Annotated in this window: 16 protein-coding genes; 9 read left to right on the top strand and 7 right to left on the bottom strand. The window is 44.2% G+C overall.

The window, feature by feature from the left end:
• Positions 1-9: 9 nt before the first annotated feature.
• The 3 genes from OH463_RS01075 to OH463_RS01065 all read right to left on the bottom strand — a co-directional run bounded on the left by OH463_RS01075 (position 10) and on the right by OH463_RS01065 (position 3,336).
• Positions 10-780 (bottom strand): ABC transporter substrate-binding protein, encoded by a 771-nt coding sequence (locus tag OH463_RS01075; protein ID WP_009698306.1) that lies wholly within the window; start codon positions 778-780, stop codon positions 10-12.
• 79 nt (positions 781-859) lie between these two features.
• Positions 860-1,630 (bottom strand): ABC transporter ATP-binding protein, encoded by a 771-nt coding sequence (locus tag OH463_RS01070; protein ID WP_005446708.1) that lies wholly within the window; start codon positions 1,628-1,630, stop codon positions 860-862.
• A 239-nt stretch (positions 1,631-1,869) separates the two neighbouring features.
• A complete protein-coding gene (locus OH463_RS01065; RefSeq protein ID WP_005446707.1) occupies positions 1,870-3,336 on the bottom strand; it encodes a hypothetical protein in 1,467 nt (488 codons plus the stop codon).
• Positions 3,337-3,793: 457 nt separating this feature from the next.
• Here OH463_RS01065 and OH463_RS01060 point away from each other — a divergent pair, with 457 nt between their 5' ends.
• From OH463_RS01060 to OH463_RS01020, 9 genes are all read left to right on the top strand, one after another.
• Positions 3,794-5,341, top strand: coding sequence for a DUF3360 family protein (locus OH463_RS01060; protein WP_005446706.1), 1,548 nt, complete (start codon positions 3,794-3,796; stop codon positions 5,339-5,341).
• Between the two features lie 306 nt (positions 5,342-5,647).
• Positions 5,648-7,924 (top strand): formate C-acetyltransferase, encoded by a 2,277-nt coding sequence (pflB, locus tag OH463_RS01055; RefSeq protein ID WP_005446705.1) that lies wholly within the window; start codon positions 5,648-5,650, stop codon positions 7,922-7,924.
• Between the two features lie 152 nt (positions 7,925-8,076).
• Positions 8,077-9,054, top strand: coding sequence for a lipid A deacylase LpxR family protein (locus OH463_RS01050; RefSeq protein WP_009698308.1), 978 nt, complete (start codon positions 8,077-8,079; stop codon positions 9,052-9,054).
• A gap of 144 nt (positions 9,055-9,198) precedes the next feature.
• Positions 9,199-9,939 (top strand): pyruvate formate lyase 1-activating protein, encoded by a 741-nt coding sequence (gene pflA / locus OH463_RS01045; RefSeq protein WP_005446703.1) that lies wholly within the window; start codon positions 9,199-9,201, stop codon positions 9,937-9,939.
• Between the two features lie 179 nt (positions 9,940-10,118).
• Complete coding sequence (locus OH463_RS01040) at positions 10,119-10,784, top strand: energy-coupling factor ABC transporter permease (RefSeq protein WP_009698309.1); 666 nt, start codon at positions 10,119-10,121, stop codon at positions 10,782-10,784.
• A 158-nt stretch (positions 10,785-10,942) separates the two neighbouring features.
• The gene (locus OH463_RS01035) at positions 10,943-11,443 is read left to right on the top strand and encodes a YfbU family protein (RefSeq protein ID WP_269990314.1); all 501 of its coding nucleotides are present in this window, start codon (positions 10,943-10,945) and stop codon (positions 11,441-11,443) included.
• 489 nt (positions 11,444-11,932) lie between these two features.
• Complete coding sequence (locus OH463_RS01030) at positions 11,933-13,867, top strand: PrkA family serine protein kinase (protein WP_005431706.1); 1,935 nt, start codon at positions 11,933-11,935, stop codon at positions 13,865-13,867.
• A gap of 45 nt (positions 13,868-13,912) precedes the next feature.
• The gene (locus OH463_RS01025; protein ID WP_005446701.1) at positions 13,913-15,184 is read left to right on the top strand and encodes a YeaH/YhbH family protein; all 1,272 of its coding nucleotides are present in this window, start codon (positions 13,913-13,915) and stop codon (positions 15,182-15,184) included.
• 11 nt (positions 15,185-15,195) lie between these two features.
• Complete coding sequence (locus tag OH463_RS01020; protein ID WP_049535777.1) at positions 15,196-16,755, top strand: SpoVR family protein; 1,560 nt, start codon at positions 15,196-15,198, stop codon at positions 16,753-16,755.
• A gap of 82 nt (positions 16,756-16,837) precedes the next feature.
• Here OH463_RS01020 and kdsB read toward each other — a convergent pair whose 3' ends face one another.
• The 4 genes from kdsB to msbA are packed head-to-tail and all read right to left on the bottom strand — an operon-like array spanning position 16,838 to position 20,517.
• Positions 16,838-17,596 carry a 3-deoxy-manno-octulosonate cytidylyltransferase gene (gene kdsB, locus OH463_RS01015; protein WP_017819022.1) on the bottom strand — a complete coding sequence of 253 codons (759 nt, stop codon included), beginning with the start codon at positions 17,594-17,596 and terminating at the stop codon, positions 16,838-16,840.
• The gene (locus OH463_RS01010; RefSeq protein WP_005378451.1) at positions 17,596-17,775 is read right to left on the bottom strand and encodes a Trm112 family protein; all 180 of its coding nucleotides are present in this window, start codon (positions 17,773-17,775) and stop codon (positions 17,596-17,598) included. Before OH463_RS01010 ends, kdsB begins: the two co-directional genes overlap by 1 nt.
• Positions 17,756-18,763 (bottom strand): tetraacyldisaccharide 4'-kinase, encoded by a 1,008-nt coding sequence (lpxK, locus tag OH463_RS01005; RefSeq protein ID WP_009698313.1) that lies wholly within the window; start codon positions 18,761-18,763, stop codon positions 17,756-17,758. Before lpxK ends, OH463_RS01010 begins: the two co-directional genes overlap by 20 nt.
• Positions 18,764-18,768: 5 nt before the next feature.
• Positions 18,769-20,517 (bottom strand): lipid A ABC transporter ATP-binding protein/permease MsbA, encoded by a 1,749-nt coding sequence (gene msbA, locus OH463_RS01000; RefSeq protein WP_269990310.1) that lies wholly within the window; start codon positions 20,515-20,517, stop codon positions 18,769-18,771.
• Between the last annotated feature and the right edge of the window lie 11 nt (positions 20,518-20,528).

The raw sequence follows: 20,528 nt of genomic DNA, 5'->3' as shown, positions 1-20,528 counted from the left end.
AATTACAGCTTATTCGCCGTAAACGTCGTAGTTAAAGTATTTACCTGCGATTTCTTGATAAACACCTTTTTCACGTAGTGACAAAATAGCTGCATCGAGCTTTTTCGTTAGATCCTTGTCTTGCTTACGAACTGCAATACCAAAACCATCACCAAACCACTTAGGATCCGTTAGTGAAGGACCAACAAATTCATAAGCATCGCCACCAGCTTTGTTTAAAACACCCTCTTCTAGTGCAGACGCATCACCAAGCACTGCCGCAACACGACCGTTTGCAAGATCTAGGTACGCTTCGTCAAATGATCCGTAACGCACGATTTCAACTTTGTCGCCATAGTTATCTGTCAGGTATTTGTCGTGAGTCGTTGCACGCTGCACGGCAATTTTTTGACCATCAAGGTTATCAAAATCTAGGTTTGCACCTTTCTTAGCGATGAACTTGTTTGGAATCAGCGCGTATTTTCCTGTGAAGTCGACTTTCTTCTTACGTTCTTCAGTGATCGACATTGCAGCAATAATCGCATCGTATTTACGAGCAAGTAGAGAAGGAATAATTCCATCCCAATCTTGAGCAACGATCTGACACTTCACTTTCATCTCTTCACAAAGTGCGTTCGCCATATCCACGTCGAAGCCTTTTAGAGAGCCGTCCGTTTCTGTCCAGCTAAACGGAGGGTAAGCGCCTTCAATACCAAAGCGAACGGTTTTCCATTCTTTCGCTTGAGCGACACCAGACACTGCTGTTGCAGCAAGCGTTGCTGCTAATAACCACTTTTTCATTTCCATACTCCTGTGATTGCTTTTATTTGGTTTTGATTGTTGTGCTTATGGGTGGCAAAAGACTGCCACCCAAGAAATATTAGTAGATAGATGAGATAAATTGCTGTAATCGTTCTGAATCTGGGTTTGTAAATAGCTTAGCTGGATCTCCCTGTTCTTCCACTAAGCCTTGATGTAAAAACATCACATGGTTAGATACGTCACGCGCAAATGCCATTTCATGGGTAACGACCAACATCGTTCGCCCTTCATCTGCCAAATCTCGCATTACTCCTAACACCTCACCAACCAACTCAGGATCGAGTGCTGAGGTCGGCTCATCGAACAACATCACTTCTGGATCAACAGCAAGAGCACGAGCAATAGCAGCACGTTGTTGTTGACCTCCGGATAGATGTCCAGGGTAGTAATCTTTACGTTCGTACAATCCCACTTTTTTCAAAAGCAGTTCAGCGTTTTCGATGGCTTGAGCTTTCGGTACGCCAAGCACATGAACTGGTGCTTCAATCACATTTTCTAGAACGGTTAGATGTGACCAAAGATTAAAGCCTTGAAACACCATGGCTAAACGAGAGCGAATGCGCTGAACTTGTTTCTCATTAGCTGGAACTGACTCTCCTGCTCGGTTGTTCTTCATCTGAATAAGTTCACCATTTACCCAAATTTCACCGGCGGTCGGAGTTTCGAGAAGGTTAATACATCTAAGGAAGGTACTCTTACCTGAACCGGAAGAGCCGATGATGGAGATAACATCACCTTTATGAGCGGCAAGTGAAATGCCTTTCAAGACTTCATTTTGTCCAAATGTTTTGTGCAGGTCTTTTATATCTAGCGCTGGTACATCATTCATGCGCCTTACTCCCTGTGTTTTTGTCACTGCAATTAAGGGACTCCGCCCTCTTTGAATTGGAACAAACTATCACCACCCACCGCAAGTTGCAACAAATCATTAACCTAAATAATTCGAATGGATAGATACAACAATCAAATGAATATGCAATTTTTAGCAATATATTCTTTTAATGCTGAATATTAGACGTAAAAAAGCCCCTCACAGGAAGGGGCTCTTTTTTGTAAAAATGTTAATTATTACTTAATCAACACCATAAAGTCAGACTTCTGAGCATTCGTATTGACCTTCTCAGAATCAACTTCACTGATCACAAGACCATCGTGATCCACTTTAAGATCGGTCACATCACCATGAGAGAAAAGAGAAACAAAGTCATAGCTATTTAGGTTTGCTTCAGCAGACTCCACGACAATAGATTGTGAGTAATCACTGGTAGAAGAAACTTTCAAATCTTGCTTCACATTGTCATCGAATGTGTAGTAGTACAATTCCGGAACAACGACATCACTCTCTAAAGTTGTAAATATCTTGTGTGTTACTCGGTGTAGTGTTCCAGAGTTAGACTCTGCACGATATGCGAGGCGGCTAAAGCCTTTATCTTGGTCATTGAAAGCAAAACCAGTATCAATCGTTGAACCTCTCACCACATGCGCTGCAGGCAGAGCATTTAGGTTGTAGTAAGCGCTTGGATCAATTGAGATATCCCATTTTGCGTCCTGGTACATCTTTTGGTTCAGCGCAACTGTCCAACCATTGATCGGTTTTTCAGCTGCAACACTGTAAGTCCAAGTTTCCGTTTTAGGTTCAAGCGGGTGGTAGAACTTCGTCGTTGACATAGGTAACTCTGCAACTTCGTAGTTGTAATCACCAACCAGTACACTGATGTCTAAAGTGTCATATTTAAAAGATGTTGGGTTCAAGATTGGTGAAGAACCAGTCATGCCAACCAACGGCAATGGTGATTCACTTGACCAATCGCGAATACCATATTGGTGCAGTTCTGTCTTCGCTGCGTCCGCATATTGCAGCACGACAGTCGACTCCATCTTCGAACCAATAGCTCTCACATCCAAAGAGTCAATGGAATAAGCAGGCTTAGACTCTTTAGCAACTTGAGATATAAAGTTGTACTCTAAGCCACCAGCTTCTGTTGCCACATAGTTAAGATCGGTTCGGGTAGTCTTATTAAAGTTACCATTTTTGTTACAAGCAGACACCGCCTCTCGATTCATCGAGAACGTTGAGTTTCTAAGGTTATTGTCCTGTAAAAAGTCTCGACTAAAGCTGTTTGCCGTAAATACGGTTCCAGAAGCATCAAGCAACTGATAAGTAAAGTAGCCATCCTCAGGAATGTCTTCTAGAACAAATTTTAAAGTAGTGCCTGATGGGTAGATAAAGTCGCCTTGACGGACACCATTCTTGTCAGAATAGAAACCAACAACCTTATCCCCTGTCAACTGTGCACTTACAGCTGGTTGATAAGTTAATACTTGATTGATGCCATTACCATCTACTCTACGCTCGTAAACAGTACAACTATCTTTTTGTGCGTTTGCTTCACTGATGACATTTGGGGCAGCAAAAGTAAAAGTGAATGTAGTTCTCGGTGTAGAACTGCCACCACCGCCACCGCCGCCGCCACCGCAACCGACCATTAATCCCGAAATGATTGCCACTAGCGGCAGTACTTTAAGCTGTTTCATGTCTTCTTCCTAAACTGAGCGGCAATGGTTAGCCAAAAAATCGTCTTTGCTCGGTACTAAGCAAGAATAAAGCCAGCTTTTAATATCACTCATGAATGATATCAATAAATATCGTTGAGTATTATTTCCGCAAAACCACATCTAATTTTATGCAACTTGTGTAATCGAATTACACACGAAACAACCAAGTTGTTCGCATGCCAGACACTTTCTGTAGTTTTCTTTCACATCTATTCTTAAAGTGATCTAAATCAATCACCCCAAAGGGCTATCTTGTTAGACTCCGCCCCAATGATGAGGAATTTTTTGTGCCTCAACACAACAAGTTATTAGCTATGCTTAGGCACGAGATATTCGTGTGACAAAATCTAATAATAGCTAGCATAGGACGTGCCGCAGGAAGCGGAAAAACACAATTCAATTTAGAATTCATAACTTTTAAATATATGAGGAATCTATGTCAGACGCAGTTAATAAAGCGCACTCTGATTCGGATATTGAGACTAAAAGCTACCGCGAGCTTCATCGTCCATCATCTGAGTTCGCAAGCCGTTCAGACTACCTAGACCACGAACTACAAATTATGAAGCCACGTCGATTTGGCTTGAACTTGCCAGGTCGTGACTTCCGCTTTGAGCTTGAAGACCTTGTTCCAGCACTTGCTGGTACTATCGGTATTATCGCAATGTACTCTGCGGTAATGATGTCTTGGGCTGAAGGTCTTACTGCAGCATGGGACCACGTCAACTTGGGCAAAGATTTTGCTATCGAAGTTGCACGTGTAGAAATGCTTATCCCTGCACTTCTTTTCTGTGTACTTGCTTCTGGTTTTATTAACCCTAAAGCCAACCTTGCAGGTAACCACGGTCCAATGATCCCTCTTATTGGTACCATCGCTCTTGCTGGTGCTCACCCTCTTGCATTGGCAATTCTAATCGGTGTGTTCGGTCTTCTACTGAGTTTCCTAAAAGGCGGCTCCAAACTGGTGAACCTCACCTCGGAAGGTACAGCCGGTGGCTTGCTTATCTTCTTGGGTTTGACTGGTACCATGAGCCAGATTACTTCGATTCAAGAATGGGCAGTTGGTCTGCAATCTTCTACTGTTGAAGCTGGTAGCATGGGCTATGTTGGTCTGATCGTACTGGCAGTCACTATCGCACTATACGCATTCCTTGCAAAAGTGAACAAGCGTTGGCTTGCTATTCCGGTGTGTGCTTTCACTGGTCTTGCAATCGCTTTAGTACTAGGTGCAGGTTTCGATATTAAATTCGTCACTGAAACAGGTCTTCCTAACCTAAACCCTGTTTACTGGTGGGGCAGTACTGAAGAAGGTTGGATGCTAGGTCTTCCTAACATGGAACACTTCATCGCATCTCTACCATTTGCAATCCTTGCCGTGGCAATGTGGTCTCCTGACTTCCTAGGTCACCGTATCTTCCAAGAATTGAACTACCCTAAAAAGACAGAAAAAGTATTGATGGACGTAGATGACACAATGACAATGTGTTCTATCCGTCAGATGGTAGGTACAGCAGTAGGTGGTGGTAACATCACTTCATCTTGGGGTACTTACATGATCCCAGCAGCGATCGCAAAACGCCCTATCCCTGGCGGTGCAATCCTTCTTGGTCTTCTGGTAATGATCATTGCAATCCTTGGTTTCCCAATGGATATCGCAGTATGGCCACCAGTAATGCGTGTTGCTCTTCTTGTAGGTGTATCTCTACCTCTACTTGAAGCAGGTATGCAGATGGTGAAAGACTCGAAAGATTCTCAAGCAGCAGGTATCTGTATCTTTGGTTCTGCAGTCGTTAACCCAGTTCTTGCTTGGGCACTGACTATGCTGCTAGACAACAATGGTCTGATTGGTGATAAGGAGCGCGCTTCTCGTCTATCCTTTGTCGATAAGATTGTGATCCCTGTAGGTGTACTTGTTATCTGTTTAGTCGCTATGCTTGCAGTAGGTATGCTAGAAGGACAATATGGCATTAAAGCTTGGCTATAATGACATTCGTTCAAAAATTGTGTGGGTAGCGCTCGTCGCTACCCAATTTTTATCGAGATTTTTTAGGATTTATTGATTTAGTTTAAGGTTTGCAAAATTTTTTTAGTGTAGCCTTGAATTGTGGTTGGGAAGAACCCACATTGTTAGCAGTGACAATATTTATAGTTTTATGACCCACTCTTTCTTATTTAAGACTATAAATATTGTTATTCATTAAGAGTGTACTGTTCTCCGTTTAACAGTGGAGATAGCTGGCTCAACGGCGAACCAGTACGTATTTTTTTCTACTACAAAGGTAGGTATGTCATGGCAGAGCAATTTGCTAAAGCTTGGGAAGGTTTTGCTGCAGGCGACTGGCAAAACGAAGTAAACGTTCGTGATTTCATTCAGAAGAACTACACTCCGTACGAAGGCGACGAATCTTTCCTAGTTTCTGAAGGTACTGAAGCGACTAACAAGCTTTGGGCTAAGGTAATGGAAGGTATCAAACAAGAGAACGCGACTCACGCTCCTGTTGATTTCGATACTTCAGTTATCTCTACCATCACTGCTCACGATGCAGGCTACATCGAAAAAGACCTAGAAACTATCGTAGGTCTACAAACTGAAGCTCCTCTTAAGCGTGCAATCATCCCTAACGGTGGTATCCGTATGGTTGAAGGTTCTTGCAAAGCTTACGATCGCGAGCTTGACCCACAAGTTAAGAAAATCTTCACAGAATACCGTAAAACGCACAACGCTGGCGTATTCGATATCTACACTCCAGATATCCTAGCATGTCGTAAATCAGGCGTTCTAACTGGTCTTCCAGATGCGTACGGTCGTGGTCGTATCATCGGTGACTACCGTCGTGTTGCTCTATACGGTATCGACCGTCTAATGCAAGACAAGCTAGCTCAATTCAAGTCTCTACAAGAGCGTTTTGAGAACGGTGAAGATCTACAGATGACTATGCAGCTTCGCGAAGAGATCGCTGAGCAGCACCGTGCACTTGGTCAAATGAAAGTTATGGCTGCGAAATACGGCTGTGACATCTCTCGTCCAGCTGAAACTGCACAAGAAGCTATCCAGTGGACTTACTTCGGTTACCTAGCTGCTGTTAAATCTCAAAACGGCGCAGCAATGTCTCTAGGTCGTACTTCTACTTTCCTAGATATCTACATCGAACGTGATATCGCTGAAGGTAAGATCACTGAAGTTGACGCACAGGAAATGATCGACCACTTCGTAATGAAACTACGTATGGTTCGTTTCCTACGTACTCCTGAGTACGATGATCTATTCTCTGGCGACCCAATCTGGGCAACAGAGTCTATGGGTGGTATGGGTCTTGACGGTCGTACGCTAGTTACACGTTCAAACTTCCGTTTCCTAAACTCTCTATACACAATGGGTCCTTCTCCAGAGCCAAACATCACTGTTCTTTGGTCTGAGCAACTACCTGAAGGCTTCAAGAAGTTCTGTGCAAAAGTATCTATCGATACTTCATCAATCCAGTACGAGAACGACGATCTAATGCGTCCAGACTTCGAGTCTGATGATTACGCAATCGCATGTTGTGTATCTCCAATGATCATTGGTAAGCACATGCAATTCTTCGGCGCTCGCGCTAACCTAGCTAAGACTCTTCTATACGTTATCAACGGCGGTGTGGATGAGAAACTGAAGATCCAAGTTGGTCCAGAGATGCCTAAGATCACTGACGAAGTTCTAGACTTCGACGATGTATGGGGCAAACTAGACCACTTCATGGATTGGCTAGCTAAGCAGTACGTGACTGCACTAAACAGCATCCACTTCATGCACGACAAGTACAGCTACGAAGCTGCGCTAATGGCTCTACATGACCGTGACGTTCGCCGTACTATGGCTTGTGGTATCGCAGGTCTATCTGTTGCAGCTGACTCACTATCTGCAATCAAATTCGCGAAAGTTAAACCAGTTCGTGACGAAGATGGCGTAGCAATCGACTTCGAAATCGAAGGCGACTACCCTAAATTCGGTAACAACGATGCTCGCGTAGATGACATCGCTTGTGAACTTGTTGAAGTGTTCATGAACAAGATTCGTCAGCTTAAGACTTACCGTGACGCAATCCCTACTCAGTCTATCCTAACTATCACTTCAAACGTGGTATACGGTAAGAAGACTGGTAACACGCCTGACGGTCGTCGCGCAGGTGCTCCTTTCGCACCAGGTGCTAACCCAATGCACGGTCGTGACGAAAAAGGTGCTGTAGCGTCTCTAACGTCTGTAGGTAAACTACCGTTTGCTCACGCTAAAGATGGTATCTCTTACACGTTCTCTATCGTACCTAACGCTCTAGGTAAAGATGAAGGTTCACAACGTGCTAACCTTGCTGGTCTAATGGATGGTTACTTCCACCATGAATCTGGCATCGAAGGTGGTCAACACCTAAACGTGAACGTTCTTAACCGCGAAACTCTAGAAGACGCTGTTAAGCACCCAGAGAAATACCCTCAGCTAACAATCCGTGTATCTGGTTACGCTGTACGCTTCAACTCTCTAACTGCAGAGCAACAAGCTGACGTAATCGCACGTACATTCACTGAGTCTCTATAAGACTGATTGAATTAGCACTTTAAGTGATAGAACAAAGGTCGATGCTGAAAAGCATCGACCTTTTTTTGTTTCTTGAACTAAAGTTGTGACATTACAAAAGATTTTGTCTGGGATCTTCCGTATGATGCGTAAAAAGCTTGCAAACATACACTATGAAACTCAGTAAATTATTCATCCTTGCGCTGCTATCACCGGCAGCAATCGCATCCACCAAATCCACAGTCTCTTTCACTCTCGATAACGATGGCATTTTTGGCGTTGACCAAGATTATACCAATGGTATTTTTCTCTCTTACGCGACTGAACAATTGCGTGAAGACGCAGAATGGAAATGGTTTACATTAAATGATTCTAGCCAAAGCAACGTCGATAAGATTGAATTAGTGCTTGGGCATAAAATGTACACGCCAAGTGACATCGAAGCCGACTACCCACTTGTCAACGATCGTCCTTACGCGGGCTACTTACATACTGAAATCAACTATATCTCACTCACCGCTGATAAAGCTGTTCGCTACAATTTCACTATCGGCGCAACGGGTGAGAGCTCACTGTCTGAAAAGGCGCAAGAGCTGGTTCATAGCATTACTGGTTCAACCGATCCACAAGGTTGGGATTACCAAATTGATGACGAGTTGGCATTTAGCGTCGGCTACCGAGCGTTCAACAAATTGATGCGTAGCGAAGGCAAAACGACACAGTGGGAAATTACCAACGTTAACGATATTAACGCAGGTAATTTCCGAAGTGACGTTTCACAAGGTGTCATGTTTCGTTGGGGTACTAACTTAGCCAACAGCATAGGTGCCGCAAACATCAGCGTTGAAAGTCCATTCCATGCCAGCATGTTAGCTAAGAGCACATCAAGTTGGTTCTTATTCACGGGCTTTGAAGGTCGTTACCGCTTTAACGATATCACTATTGAAGGCGACCGTTCAGGTCTACCAGAGCCATCAGACCAATATGATGTCACACTACAGAACTGGCAAGCGAGTGCCGTTGCAGGTGCGGCTTGGTACAACCAAAACTATGGCGCAAGCTTAACATTTACAGTGAAAACGCCAGACTATGAGGAAGCCCAAACTGACGTTTACGGTACAGGCTCTTTGTCTTTGTTCGCCTTCTTCTAAAGAAATCTTCCCATACGGCGTGTGAGTTTTCATTCGCCGTTGTCTTTGCTCAATATCTCGCCAACGAAAACCCACTTAGACTGTTTTAACCCTGCAATTTGTAATAAAATAACGGTCAGAATTTATTAAAAATGAGAGCAAAAGATGTCAACAACTGGTCGTATTCACTCGTTTGAGTCATGTGGTACCGTAGACGGACCTGGTATCCGTTTTATCGTCTTCTTGCAGGGTTGCCTAATGCGTTGTAAGTATTGCCATAACCGCGATACATGGGACACGCATGATGGCAAGGAAGTTACGGTTGAAGAGATTATTGCTGAAGCAAAAACTTACCGTCACTTCATGAACGCATCAGGTGGTGGCATTACTTGTTCCGGCGGTGAAGCGATGCTTCAGCCTGAGTTCGTTCGTGACTTCTTCCGCGCTGCTCAAGCAGAAGGCATTCACACTTGTTTGGATACTAACGGCTACATCCGTAAACACACCGACGTGATCGATGAAGTGTTGGATGCGACTGACCTAGTCATGCTTGACCTAAAACACATGAAAGATGAGATTCACCAAGACTTCATTGGTGTGTCTAACCGTCGTGTTTTAGACTTTGCTCGTTATCTACATAAAATTGGTCAAAAGACTTGGATTCGTTATGTGGTTGTTCCTGGCTACACGGACGAACCAGAAGCCGCTCATATGCTTGGTGAATTCATTAAAGATATGGATAACATTGAAAAAGTAGAGCTTCTGCCATACCACAAACTTGGCGCACACAAATGGGAAGCGCTTGGTGTTGAATATCCTCTTGATGGTGTAAATCCTCCATCTAAAGAAACCATGGACGAAATCCAGTCAATTCTTTCCCAATACCACTCAAATGTGAAATACTAAGTAGCATTAGGTTATTGAATAGATTAAAAATACCAGCAACTTGCTGGTATTTTTTTACCTAAACGTAGGTATATGTGTCTAACGGACCAGCAGGTCTTGTGCCCTATCCAACTCATATTAGACATATTAGGAATACGAAACCGTAAGTAAAGCTCACAGGAAAAGCGTTGGGATAACACATGGATTGGTTTAATTTTGTTTCGATCATCATTATTTTCTGGGTCGTCGTCGTTTATTGTCTCCCCGATTGGCGAAGAGTCGTTTGGCCTAAAATGGAACAAGAAAAGCCATTCCAACATTTAGTCTTCGCGACACTTTTCTTGATTAGCGTTTTGTGGTCTGCCCAAGCAGGGGTAAAAGAAGGGTTACAAATTCATTTCCTTGCTTTAACCACGCTAACTATGATGTATGGTTGGCGCATGGCTTTTCTATTTTGCATCCCTGCGATGGTCGTCAACCACTTGATTCATGACATATCGTTGTTGATGTTGCCAAGCGCGCTGGTGCTCTCTGCACTGATTCCAATACTTATCAGTTACAGCATCTTTCTTCTGAGCTACCAGTACTTACCACGTAACATCTTCGTTTTCATTTTTGTGGCAGGATTCTTCAATGGTGCACTTACCGGCAGCCTCCACTTGCTGATCAATTCTTTTTACCACCTATCTGTGGGTCATTATGACTGGCAAACCATCCAGCACAATTACTTTGTGTTTGTGCCGTTACTCGCTTTCCCTGAAGGTCTTCTTAATGGAATGGCTTTAGCGGTACTGACCGTTTTTAAGCCTGAGTGGCTGAGAGTTTTTTCGGACCGTGACTACATATACAACCATTATCACAAATAAGTTGTAACGCCCCATTCATACTGCATTTGTAAACTGGTTAAATTCGATAATTCTTGCCATTTTTCATATTAAATATGTGTTGAGATCATGTTTCACCTTCATCCGAAACGTTAACCTAAGCACATTAAAAATGTATTAGATTATTTAGTGAGGTCACCATGGAAATGTCAAACGCTCAACGTTTGATCCTATCAAACCAGTACAACCTAATGTCTCAACTTGATCCTAACAACGCGGCAAAATACAAGCGTCTACAGACTATTGTAGAGCGTGGTTACGAGCTACAAATGCGCGAGTTGAACAAAGATTTTGGCTGCATTACAGAAACCGAGTGTCGTGAAATCATCGACATCATGGAGATGTACCACGCAATGCAAGAATCAAACAAAATGCTGGATGACGAAGAGTGCGGTAAAGTCGACCAGCGTCGCCTTCAGTTCCTTGGCTTTGATATTGCGACAGAAGCACAACAAGTACACTATGTGCGCTTCCTAGTGGATTCAGAAGGTCTTTACCCTCAATTTGATAAAGCTGATCACCACTTCAATAGCCAAATGCCAATGTTAGACAAATACCGCCGCATGCTAAAAACCTGGCGCAACTGTCCTCGTCAATACCACCTATGTGCAAACGAGCTAGCACAAATCTTTAGTGCATAATTCAGCAAGTATTTGAAAAGGAGGGCAAAGGCTCTCCTTTTTTCTTTTCCCCTGTCACAAGTCAAGCTCATTCTATCAGCACAGTTTTATCTTTCATTCTCTAGACTTGTATACGAATCACTAATATCAGTGATTCAAAGCCAAATATCTGATTTCTATCACTCCTATTCACAACATAAATTTTTCAATCTCCAAACAGTGATTCAAATGTCACTTTTGCAATAAATTCATAATTGTTAAGCAAAATTGGAAATCCCCGACTAGGCTTAAAATGAGAAAGGGAGTGATTGAAAGGTACCTATCCATCGTTCTCCGTTGCAGTGAAAAAGTGTCCATAAAGCAAAGTCTTTGGTGTTGTCTAGCTTACTTCCAGTACAAACCAAACGTGATAACAGGACGTATAACTTCATACAACGAAGGGCATATCAAAGGTGGATAAGCCTGCGTCAACGTTCGTCGGTAGACTGACTAGTTAAAGGGGAAAGCGACATGAGTATTTTCGACCACTATCAATCAAGATATGAAGCTGCAAAAGATGAAGAGATGTCGTTACAGGATTTCTTAGCCCTGTGTAAAGACGACAAAAGCGCTTACGCTAATGCTGCAGAACGCCTACTGATGGCTATCGGAGAGCCAGAAGTCATTGATACTGCTCAAGATCCAAGACTGAGCCGTATATTCTCGAACCGAGTCATCTCACGTTATGAAACCTTCAAAGACTTCTATGGCATGGAAGATGCGATTGAGCAGATTGTTTCTTATCTCAAACATGCCGCACAAGGTTTGGAAGAGCGTAAACAAATTCTGTACTTACTCGGTCCTGTTGGTGGTGGTAAGTCATCACTTGCCGAAAAGCTAAAAGCCCTAATGGAAAAAATGCCCGTTTATGTGCTTAGTGCGAACGGCGAACGAAGCCCAGTTAACGATCACCCTTTCTGTCTGTTCAATCCAACAGAAGATGGCGAGATCTTGAAGAAAGAATACGGCATCGAACATCGTTACCTACGATCTATCATGTCACCGTGGGCAGCAAAACGTCTGCATGAATTTGGTGGTGATATCACCAAGTTCAAAGTGCTGAAAGTACGCCCTTCCATCCTCGACCAAGTGGCTATTGCCAAAACCGAGCCAGGCGATGAAAACAACCAAGACATTTCGTCCCTCGTTGGTAAAGTCGATATTCGTCAGTTAGAGCATTACTCACAAGACGACCCAGATGCCTACAGTTACTCTGGTGCGCTGTGTAAAGCGAACCAAGGTTTGATGGAATTCGTAGAGATGTTCAAGGCGCCAATCAAGGTGCTACACCCTCTATTAACCGCAACTCAAGAAGGCAACTTTAATGGTACCGAGGGACTGTCTGCGATTCCATTCGACGGTATGATTCTGGCTCACTCGAACGAATCTGAGTGGCAAACCTTCCGCAACAATAAGAACAATGAGGCGTTCTTAGACCGTGTGTACATAGTGAAAGTACCTTACTGCTTACGTGTGTCGGAAGAAGTGAAGATCTACCAGAAACTGCTTGAAAACAGTGAGCTTTCTAAAGCACCTTGCTCACCAAGTACGCTCGAAACTCTGGCACAATTTAGTATTCTTTCGCGACTTAAAGAGCCTGAGAACTCGTCCATCTTCTCTAAGATGCGAGTGTACGATGGTGAAACACTGAAAGACACCGATCCGAAAGCGAAGAGCTACCAAGAGTACCGTGACTACGCAGGCGTTGACGAGGGTATGAACGGTCTATCAACTCGTTTCGCCTTCAAAATCCTATCTCGCGTGTTCAACTTCGACCAAACGGAAGTGGCGGCCAACCCTGTTCACCTGTTCTATGTTATTGAACAGCAAGTAGAACGTGAGCAGTTCCCTTCAGAAATGGCAGAGAAGTACCTTGAATTCTTGAAAGGCTATCTAGTGCCTCGTTATGTCGAGTTCATTGGTAAAGAAGTTCAAACGGCATACCTAGAGTCTTACTCTGAGTACGGTCAGAATATCTTCGACCGTTACGTCACCTATGCAGACTTCTGGATCCAAGACCAAGAATATCGCGATCCAGAAACAGGTCAACTGTTCGACCGTGCTTCTCTAAATGCTGAATTAGAGAAGATCGAGAAAACAGCGGGCATCTCTAACCCGAAAGATTTCCGAAACGAAATCGTAAACTTTGTGCTTCGTGCGAAAGCCAATAACAATGGTCAAAACCCAGTTTGGACCAGCTACGAAAAACTGCGCACGGTAATCGAGAAAAAAATGTTCTCCAATACCGAAGAGCTGCTTCCGGTTATCTCATTCAATGCGAAAACGTCTTCTGAAGATCAGAAGAAACACGACGACTTTGTCGCTCGCATGATGGAAAAAGGCTACACCGAGAAACAGGTTCGCCTACTTTCTGAGTGGTACCTACGAGTACGTAAGTCATCCTAACCAGTTTGAGTTAGGTCGCTTGTGAAACATGAAGAGGGCTATTTCATGGCGCAATTTATAGACCGAAGGCTCAATGGCAAGAACAAGAGCGCTGTTAATCGACAGCGCTTCTTGAAGCGCCATAAAGAGCAGATTAAAGAGTCGGTAGCTGACGCAGTGAATCGACGCTCGATCACGAACACGGAAACGGGCGAAGACGTCGCAATACCGCACAAAGACATTAACGAACCTATGTTTCATCAGGGTAAAGGGGGCGTACGTGACCGTGTGCACCCTGGTAACGACCAATTTATCACGGGTGATAAAATTGAACGTCCGAAAGGTGGAGGTCAAGGCGGCGGTGCTGGTGAAGGCAATGCTAGCCCCGACGGCGAAGGTCAAGACGAGTTCGTTTTCCAAATCTCAAAAGACGAATATCTCGACATCTTATTTGAAGATTTAGAGCTACCAAATCTCGAGAAAAACCAAATTGCCAAAATCACAGAGTGGAAGACCCATCGCGCGGGTTATCAAACCGCGGGTATTCCATCCAACATTGCCGTCGTTCGCTCGTTACAACAATCTCTGGCGCGACGCACCGCAATGACAGCAGGTAAAAAACGTCTTCTTAACGAGCTAGAGGATGAACTAACTCGCATCAAGAACATTGAGCCTGCACAACAGCTCGAAGAAAATCGCTTGAAGAAGGAAATCGAAGAGTTACGTAAGAAAATCGAAAGCGTACCCTTCATTGATACCTTCGACTTACGTTTCAAGAACTATGAGAAGCGCCCTGTGCCATCGAGCCAAGCGGTCATGTTCTGTCTAATGGACGTATCCGGTTCTATGGATCAAGCCACCAAAGACATTGCAAAACGCTTCTATGTGCTTTTGTATCTTTTCTTAACTCGCACGTATGAGAATGTTGAAGTGGTCTTCATTCGCCACCACACTCAAGCGAAAGAAGTCGACGAGCACGAGTTTTTCTATTCGCAAGAAACGGGGGGCACTATCGTATCGAGCGCGCTCAAGCTGATGAATGAGATCGTTCAAGATCGCTACCCTGTGGGTCAATGGAACATCTACGCGGCTCAGGCATCCGATGGCGATAACTGGGCAGACGACTCACCCCGTTGTCGTGACCTACTCGTCAATAAGTTACTGCCAAATTGTCAGTACTATTCATACATCGAGATCACTAGACGTTCCCATCAAACGCTGTGGCATGAGTATGAAAAGCTTTCCGAAGCCTTTCCAAACTTCGCCATGAAAAACATCCGCTCTGTGGAGGATATCTTCCCAGTCTTCCGTGAACTATTCCAAAAAGAAAATGCGTAAGGAGGCTAGCGATGAATACCGCAACGACAAACCTTTCGGGGGAAGCCTCGAAGAAACGCAGAGATAATATGCTGCCAGATGGTCCAGACTGGACATTTGAACTGCTGGAGCGTTACCACAAGGAAATCAAGCGTGTCGCGGAGCTTTATCGCCTCGACACCTACCCTAACCAAATCGAAGTCATCACCTCAGAGCAAATGATGGACGCATACTCAAGCATCGGTATGCCTATCAACTACAACCACTGGTCGTTTGGTAAAAAGTTCATCCAAACAGAGCAGAACTATAAGCACGGTCAAATGGGTCTAGCTTACGAGATCGTCATTAACTCAAACCCATGTATCGCTTACCTGATGGAAGAGAACACCATCACTATGCAGGCACTGGTTATTGCTCACGCATGCTATGGGCACAACTCATTCTTTAAAGGCAATTACCTGTTCCAAACTTGGACCGATGCCAGCTCTATCATCGATTATCTATTGTTTGCGAAGAACTACATTGCGGAATGTGAAGAGCGTTATGGTGTGCACGAAGTCGAGCAGCTTCTAGACTCTTGCCATGCACTTATGAACTTCGGCGTTGACCGTTATAAACGTCCTGAAAAGATTTCAATTAACGAGGAGAAAGCGCGTCAGGAAGAGCGTGAAGCTTACCTGCAATCGCAAGTGAACGAGTTATGGCGCACCGTTCCACAATCGAAAACCAAAGAAGAAGACATTAAAGTTCGTTTCCCTAGCGAGCCACAAGAGAACCTGCTCTACTTCTTTGAAAAACATGCTCCTCTGCTTGAACCATGGCAACGTGAGATTGTGCGTATCGTGCGTAAGGTAAGCCAATACTTCTATCCTCAAAAACAAACTCAGGTCATGAACGAAGGCTGGGCAACATTCTGGCACTACACCATTCTTAATCACCTTTATGATGAGGGTTTGGTGTCTGAGAAGTTCATTCTCGAATTTCTACACAGCCACACTAGTGTGGTTGCACAGCCACCATATAACAGCCCTTACTTTAGTGGTATCAACCCTTATGCGCTTGGTTTTGCGATGTTCCGCGATATCAAACGTATCTGTGAAGAACCAACAGACGAGGACAAAGAGTGGTTCCCTGAACTAGCAGGAACAGACTGGTTAGACGCGGTTCACTTTGCCATGCATAACTTCAAAGATGAAAGCTTTATTAGCCAATACTTATCACCGAAGCTCATGCGTGATTTCAAGTTGTTTGCCATCAATGACGATGATCGTAAAAACTTCATCGAAGTTGCCGCCATTCACGATGAGATCGGTTATCGACGCATTCGTGAAACGCTAGCTGCGCAATATAACTTGGCGAATTTAGAGCCAAATATTCAGGTGTTTAACGTAGATGTCCGCGGTGACCGCTCATTAACGCTGCAATATGTCCCCCATAACCGTATTCCTTTGGATAACAGTTATGAAGAAGTACTTAAGCATGTATATCGCTTGTGGGGCTTCGACGTGATTTTGGAAGAAGTCAAAGACACCGGACACAGAGAGATCCTCTCAACATGTCCGAAACGCAATCAGTACGACACCAATATCTAACCGATACAGCTTCCAATCTATCGTAGATACAAAAAGGCTCCTCAACGAGGAGCCTTTTCTAATTTTGAAATCAATACCAAGCTTATTGTGCTTGCTTAGCGACAATCGCACGTACTGCTTCTAAATCTTCTGGCGTATCCACACCAGTTGCTGGCGCTTCTTTTGCAACTTCCACATGAATCTTTTCGCCGTACCAAAGTACGCGAAGCTGCTCTAGACACTCGATTTGTTCAAGTGCACTTGGCTGCCAATTCACATAGGTATTGATAAAACCAGCACGGTAAGCGTAGATGCCGATGTGACGCATCAATGGGTTCGCGATCGTTTTGTCTTGTTTAGCAAAGTTGTCACGATCCCATGGAATCGTTGCTCGGCTAAAATACATGGCATAGCCACGCTCATCCGCGACCACTTTTACCGCATTCGGGTTGAAGACTTCCTCTTCCGATTCGATCTCCACCGCAAGCGTTGCCATGGGCGCATCGCAACCTGCTAAGTTATCAGCCACTTGGCGAATGATAGACGGCGGAATCAATGGTTCATCACCCTGAACATTCACCACAATGTGGTCTGCAGGAATCGCCATTTTCTCTACTACTTCGGCTAGTCGCTCAGTGCCAGATTCGTGGTTTGGCGAGGTCATACAAACCTTGCCACCAAACTGCTCTGCTGCCACTGACACTCGCTCATCGTCAGTTGCAATAATCACATCTTCTGCACCCGCTTGTAACGCTTGCTCGTAAACCCATTGGATCATAGGTTTACCACCAATATCTGCCAATGGCTTACCTGGTAAGCGGCTTGACGCATAGCGTGCAGGAATGACAACCGTAAAAGACATTAGCGTCCCTCGTCCATGCTCATGGTTCGAGCTTCTGGCTCAAGCAGAACAGGAATACCCTCTTTTATTGGGTAAGCAAGGCGATCTAATTTGCAGATCAACTCTTGATTATCTTTATCGTACGTCAGCTTACCTTTGCACACAGGGCAAGCTACAATCTCAAGCAGACGGTGATCCATAAGTCGCTTTAACCTCTTTTATTCGATTTAAAATTCGCTCTGCATCGTTTGATTCAAACTGAGCAGAAACAGGCAGATACCACCAATTATCTTGCGCATAGCTGTCACATTTGACGGCATCTTTTTCTGTCATAATCACATTCGCCCCTTGTTGAGCCAATGTGTGCAATTCTTGCTGGTCAAAGTCTTGATGATCGGCAAAGCCCTTCGTTACTTTAACGTCAGCGTTCATCGCATTAAGTGTATTAAAAAATCGTGGTGGATGTCCGATCCCAGCAAATGCAACGAGGTCTTGCAGTTCACTCACCTCGACTTGCTGTTTTGTCTTTAAATTAACGGCTTTCGATGGCGCTAAAGACATTGGCATTTCGTTTTGCTGAGCTTGACCACCGTTAGTGATAATAAAATCGACGTTAGAAAGACGCTCTACCCCTTCGCGAAGCGGGCCAAGCGGTATAAGGCTTTCATTACCAAAGCGACGATTACCATCAACAATAACAAACTCGATATCTCTCTCAAGCGCGTAATGTTGAAGCCCATCATCCGTAACAATGATATCAACGCCCACTTCTAGTAATGCTTTCACTGCATTAGCACGGACTGGATCCACTGCCACTGGTGCGCCAGTTCTGCGATAGATAAGCTTAGGTTCATCACCACAATGTTTAGCAGGCGTACTATCATCAAGCAATAACGGATATTGCGGCGCTTTTGCGCCATAGCCTCTAGACACCACTCCAGGCTTAAAACCAAGTTGCTGCAATTGCTCTACCAGCCACACCACAACTGGGGTTTTGCCGTTCCCACCAGCAGTAATGTTACCAACAACGACAACAGGCACAGGCGCTTTATACGCTTGTTTTTTTCCAGATTGGTATTGTTGTCGCTTAGACTTACTAATTGCACCGAATAACAGACTAAGTGGCCACAGTAGCGGCCACAGTAAGTACTTGAGAGGATGGTTTTCGAACCAGATTTTTTCAATCACAGCGCTTAAGCACCAAATTGGATTCGGTGAAGTTGGGCATAAGCGCCATCTTTCGCGATTAAATCGGCATGGCTACCACGCTCAACAATTGCACCTTCGTCCACAACCAAAATTTCATCTGCATTCTCAATCGTAGATAGGCGGTGGGCAATCACCAATACGGTTTTGTCTTTCTGTAGCTCATCCAGAGCAGATTGGATTGCACGTTCAGATTCGGTATCTAGAGCAGATGTTGCCTCATCAAGAATAAGAACTGGCGCATCACGTAATAAAGCTCGAGCAATTGCTACACGTTGACGCTGCCCACCAGAAAGGCTTGCACCGTTCTCACCTATCATCGCGTCGAGTCCACCATCCATCTTACTGATGAACTCCATCGCGTGAGCTAGGCTGGCTGCGCGTTCAATGTCTTCACGTGAATACTTATCTTCTGTTGCGTAAGCAATATTGTTCGCAATCGTATCGTTAAACAGATGCACGTTTTGCGAAACCAAAGCAAACTGCTCACGTAAGTTTTTCAGCTCATAGTCACGGATATCATGACCATCAAGTGAGATAGCACCGCCACTTACATCGTAGAAACGGTTAAACAAATTCGCAATGGTACTCTTACCTGAACCTGAGCGCCCCACTAAGGCAACTGTTTTGCCTCGTGGAATATCAAAGCTGACATTTTCCAATGCAGGCTTTTCAGAACCTTCATAGGTAAAGCTTACATCTTTCACTGCAACGTCGCCTTTTGCTCGCTCGACAGTGAATTTGCCTTCGTTCTTTTCTGTATCCAAATCCACAAGAGCGAACAAGGTTTGGCTCGCCGCCATACCACGTTGGAACTGTGACGTTACGTTTGTTAGTGCTTTCAATGGACGCATCAAACCAAACATCGCAGAGAATACAACAGTAAATGTACCCGGCGTTAACTGGTCTTTAATTGAGTCAATACTTGCAAGATAAAGCACCACAACAATAGCAATAGACGCAATCATCTGGATGATTGGGTTTGCCGCTGCTTGAGCTGTCACCAACTTCATGCTTTGTTGGCGCATTTGGTTACTTACTTTCTCGAAGCGTTTACCTTCGATATCTTGGCCGCCATAACTCAGTACTACTTTGTGACCTTTCAGCATTTGCTCTGCAGAGGCAGTCACATTGCCCATCATCGTCTGCATGTTTCTCGAGATCTTTCTGAATCGCTTAGAAACAACGCTAATACCAAAAGCAACAACAGGTGCAACAGCAAACAAAACCAAAGACAATTGCCAGCTGTTATAGAACATCAGAACCAACAAACCAATGATGCTTGCGCCTTCACGCACAATGCTAACTAGCGCAGAACTAGTCGCCGCTGAAACTTGTTCAGAGTCATAAGTAATTCGAGAAAGTAGATTGCCTGTTTTTTCTTTATCGAAGTAAGAAACAGGCATATGCATAAAGTGATTAAACACCATGCGACGGATTTGCATTACCACATTACCGGATACCCAGCTCAGACAATAAGTAGAGACAAACCCGCTCACACCACGAATAAACATCATGGCGAAAACGATAAGTGGAAGTGTACGTAGAAAATCAGATTCCGCACTACCAAAACCTTCATCTAGAAGCGGTTTTAGCAAGGAGATCATGTAGGTATCAGAGATAGCATTAACAACTAATGCTACAACAGCAACGATTAGACCTGACTTATAAAGGCGAATAAATTGCCATAGACGCTTAAACGTCTGCCAAGTCGTTTCATCAGTATTTATCGACATAGAAGTGCTTT

The sequence above is a fragment of the Vibrio sp. NFR genome, assembly GCF_027587095.1.
GTDB classification, from domain to species: Bacteria; Pseudomonadota; Gammaproteobacteria; order Enterobacterales; family Vibrionaceae; genus Vibrio; species Vibrio harveyi.
Note: the sequence above shows the minus strand (reverse complement) of the source record. Positions and strands in the feature narration are given on the sequence as shown.

Bases quoted from the DNA above. Each gene is read 5' to 3' on its own strand.
- OH463_RS01035 (WP_269990314.1), top strand. From the start codon at position 10,943: ATGGAAATGTCAAACGCTCAACGTTTGATCCTATCAAACCAGTACAAC.
- OH463_RS01020 (WP_049535777.1), top strand. From the start codon at position 15,196: ATGAATACCGCAACGACAAACCTTTCGGGGGAAGCCTCGAAGAAACGC.
- kdsB (WP_017819022.1), bottom strand. From the start codon at position 17,596: ATGTCTTTTACGGTTGTCATTCCTGCACGCTATGCGTCAAGCCGCTTA.
- OH463_RS01040 (WP_009698309.1), top strand. From the start codon at position 10,119: ATGGATTGGTTTAATTTTGTTTCGATCATCATTATTTTCTGGGTCGTC.
- OH463_RS01010 (WP_005378451.1), bottom strand. From the start codon at position 17,775: ATGGATCACCGTCTGCTTGAGATTGTAGCTTGCCCTGTGTGCAAAGGT.
- OH463_RS01070 (WP_005446708.1), bottom strand. From the start codon at position 1,630: ATGAATGATGTACCAGCGCTAGATATAAAAGACCTGCACAAAACATTT.
- OH463_RS01065 (WP_005446707.1), bottom strand. From the start codon at position 3,336: ATGAAACAGCTTAAAGTACTGCCGCTAGTGGCAATCATTTCGGGATTA.
- OH463_RS01075 (WP_009698306.1), bottom strand. From the start codon at position 780: ATGAAAAAGTGGTTATTAGCAGCAACGCTTGCTGCAACAGCAGTGTCT.
- OH463_RS01050 (WP_009698308.1), top strand. From the start codon at position 8,077: ATGAAACTCAGTAAATTATTCATCCTTGCGCTGCTATCACCGGCAGCA.
- msbA (WP_269990310.1), bottom strand. From the start codon at position 20,517: ATGTCGATAAATACTGATGAAACGACTTGGCAGACGTTTAAGCGTCTA.
- OH463_RS01060 (WP_005446706.1), top strand. From the start codon at position 3,794: ATGTCAGACGCAGTTAATAAAGCGCACTCTGATTCGGATATTGAGACT.
- pflB (WP_005446705.1), top strand. From the start codon at position 5,648: ATGGCAGAGCAATTTGCTAAAGCTTGGGAAGGTTTTGCTGCAGGCGAC.
- OH463_RS01030 (WP_005431706.1), top strand. From the start codon at position 11,933: ATGAGTATTTTCGACCACTATCAATCAAGATATGAAGCTGCAAAAGAT.
- OH463_RS01025 (WP_005446701.1), top strand. From the start codon at position 13,913: ATGGCGCAATTTATAGACCGAAGGCTCAATGGCAAGAACAAGAGCGCT.
- pflA (WP_005446703.1), top strand. From the start codon at position 9,199: ATGTCAACAACTGGTCGTATTCACTCGTTTGAGTCATGTGGTACCGTA.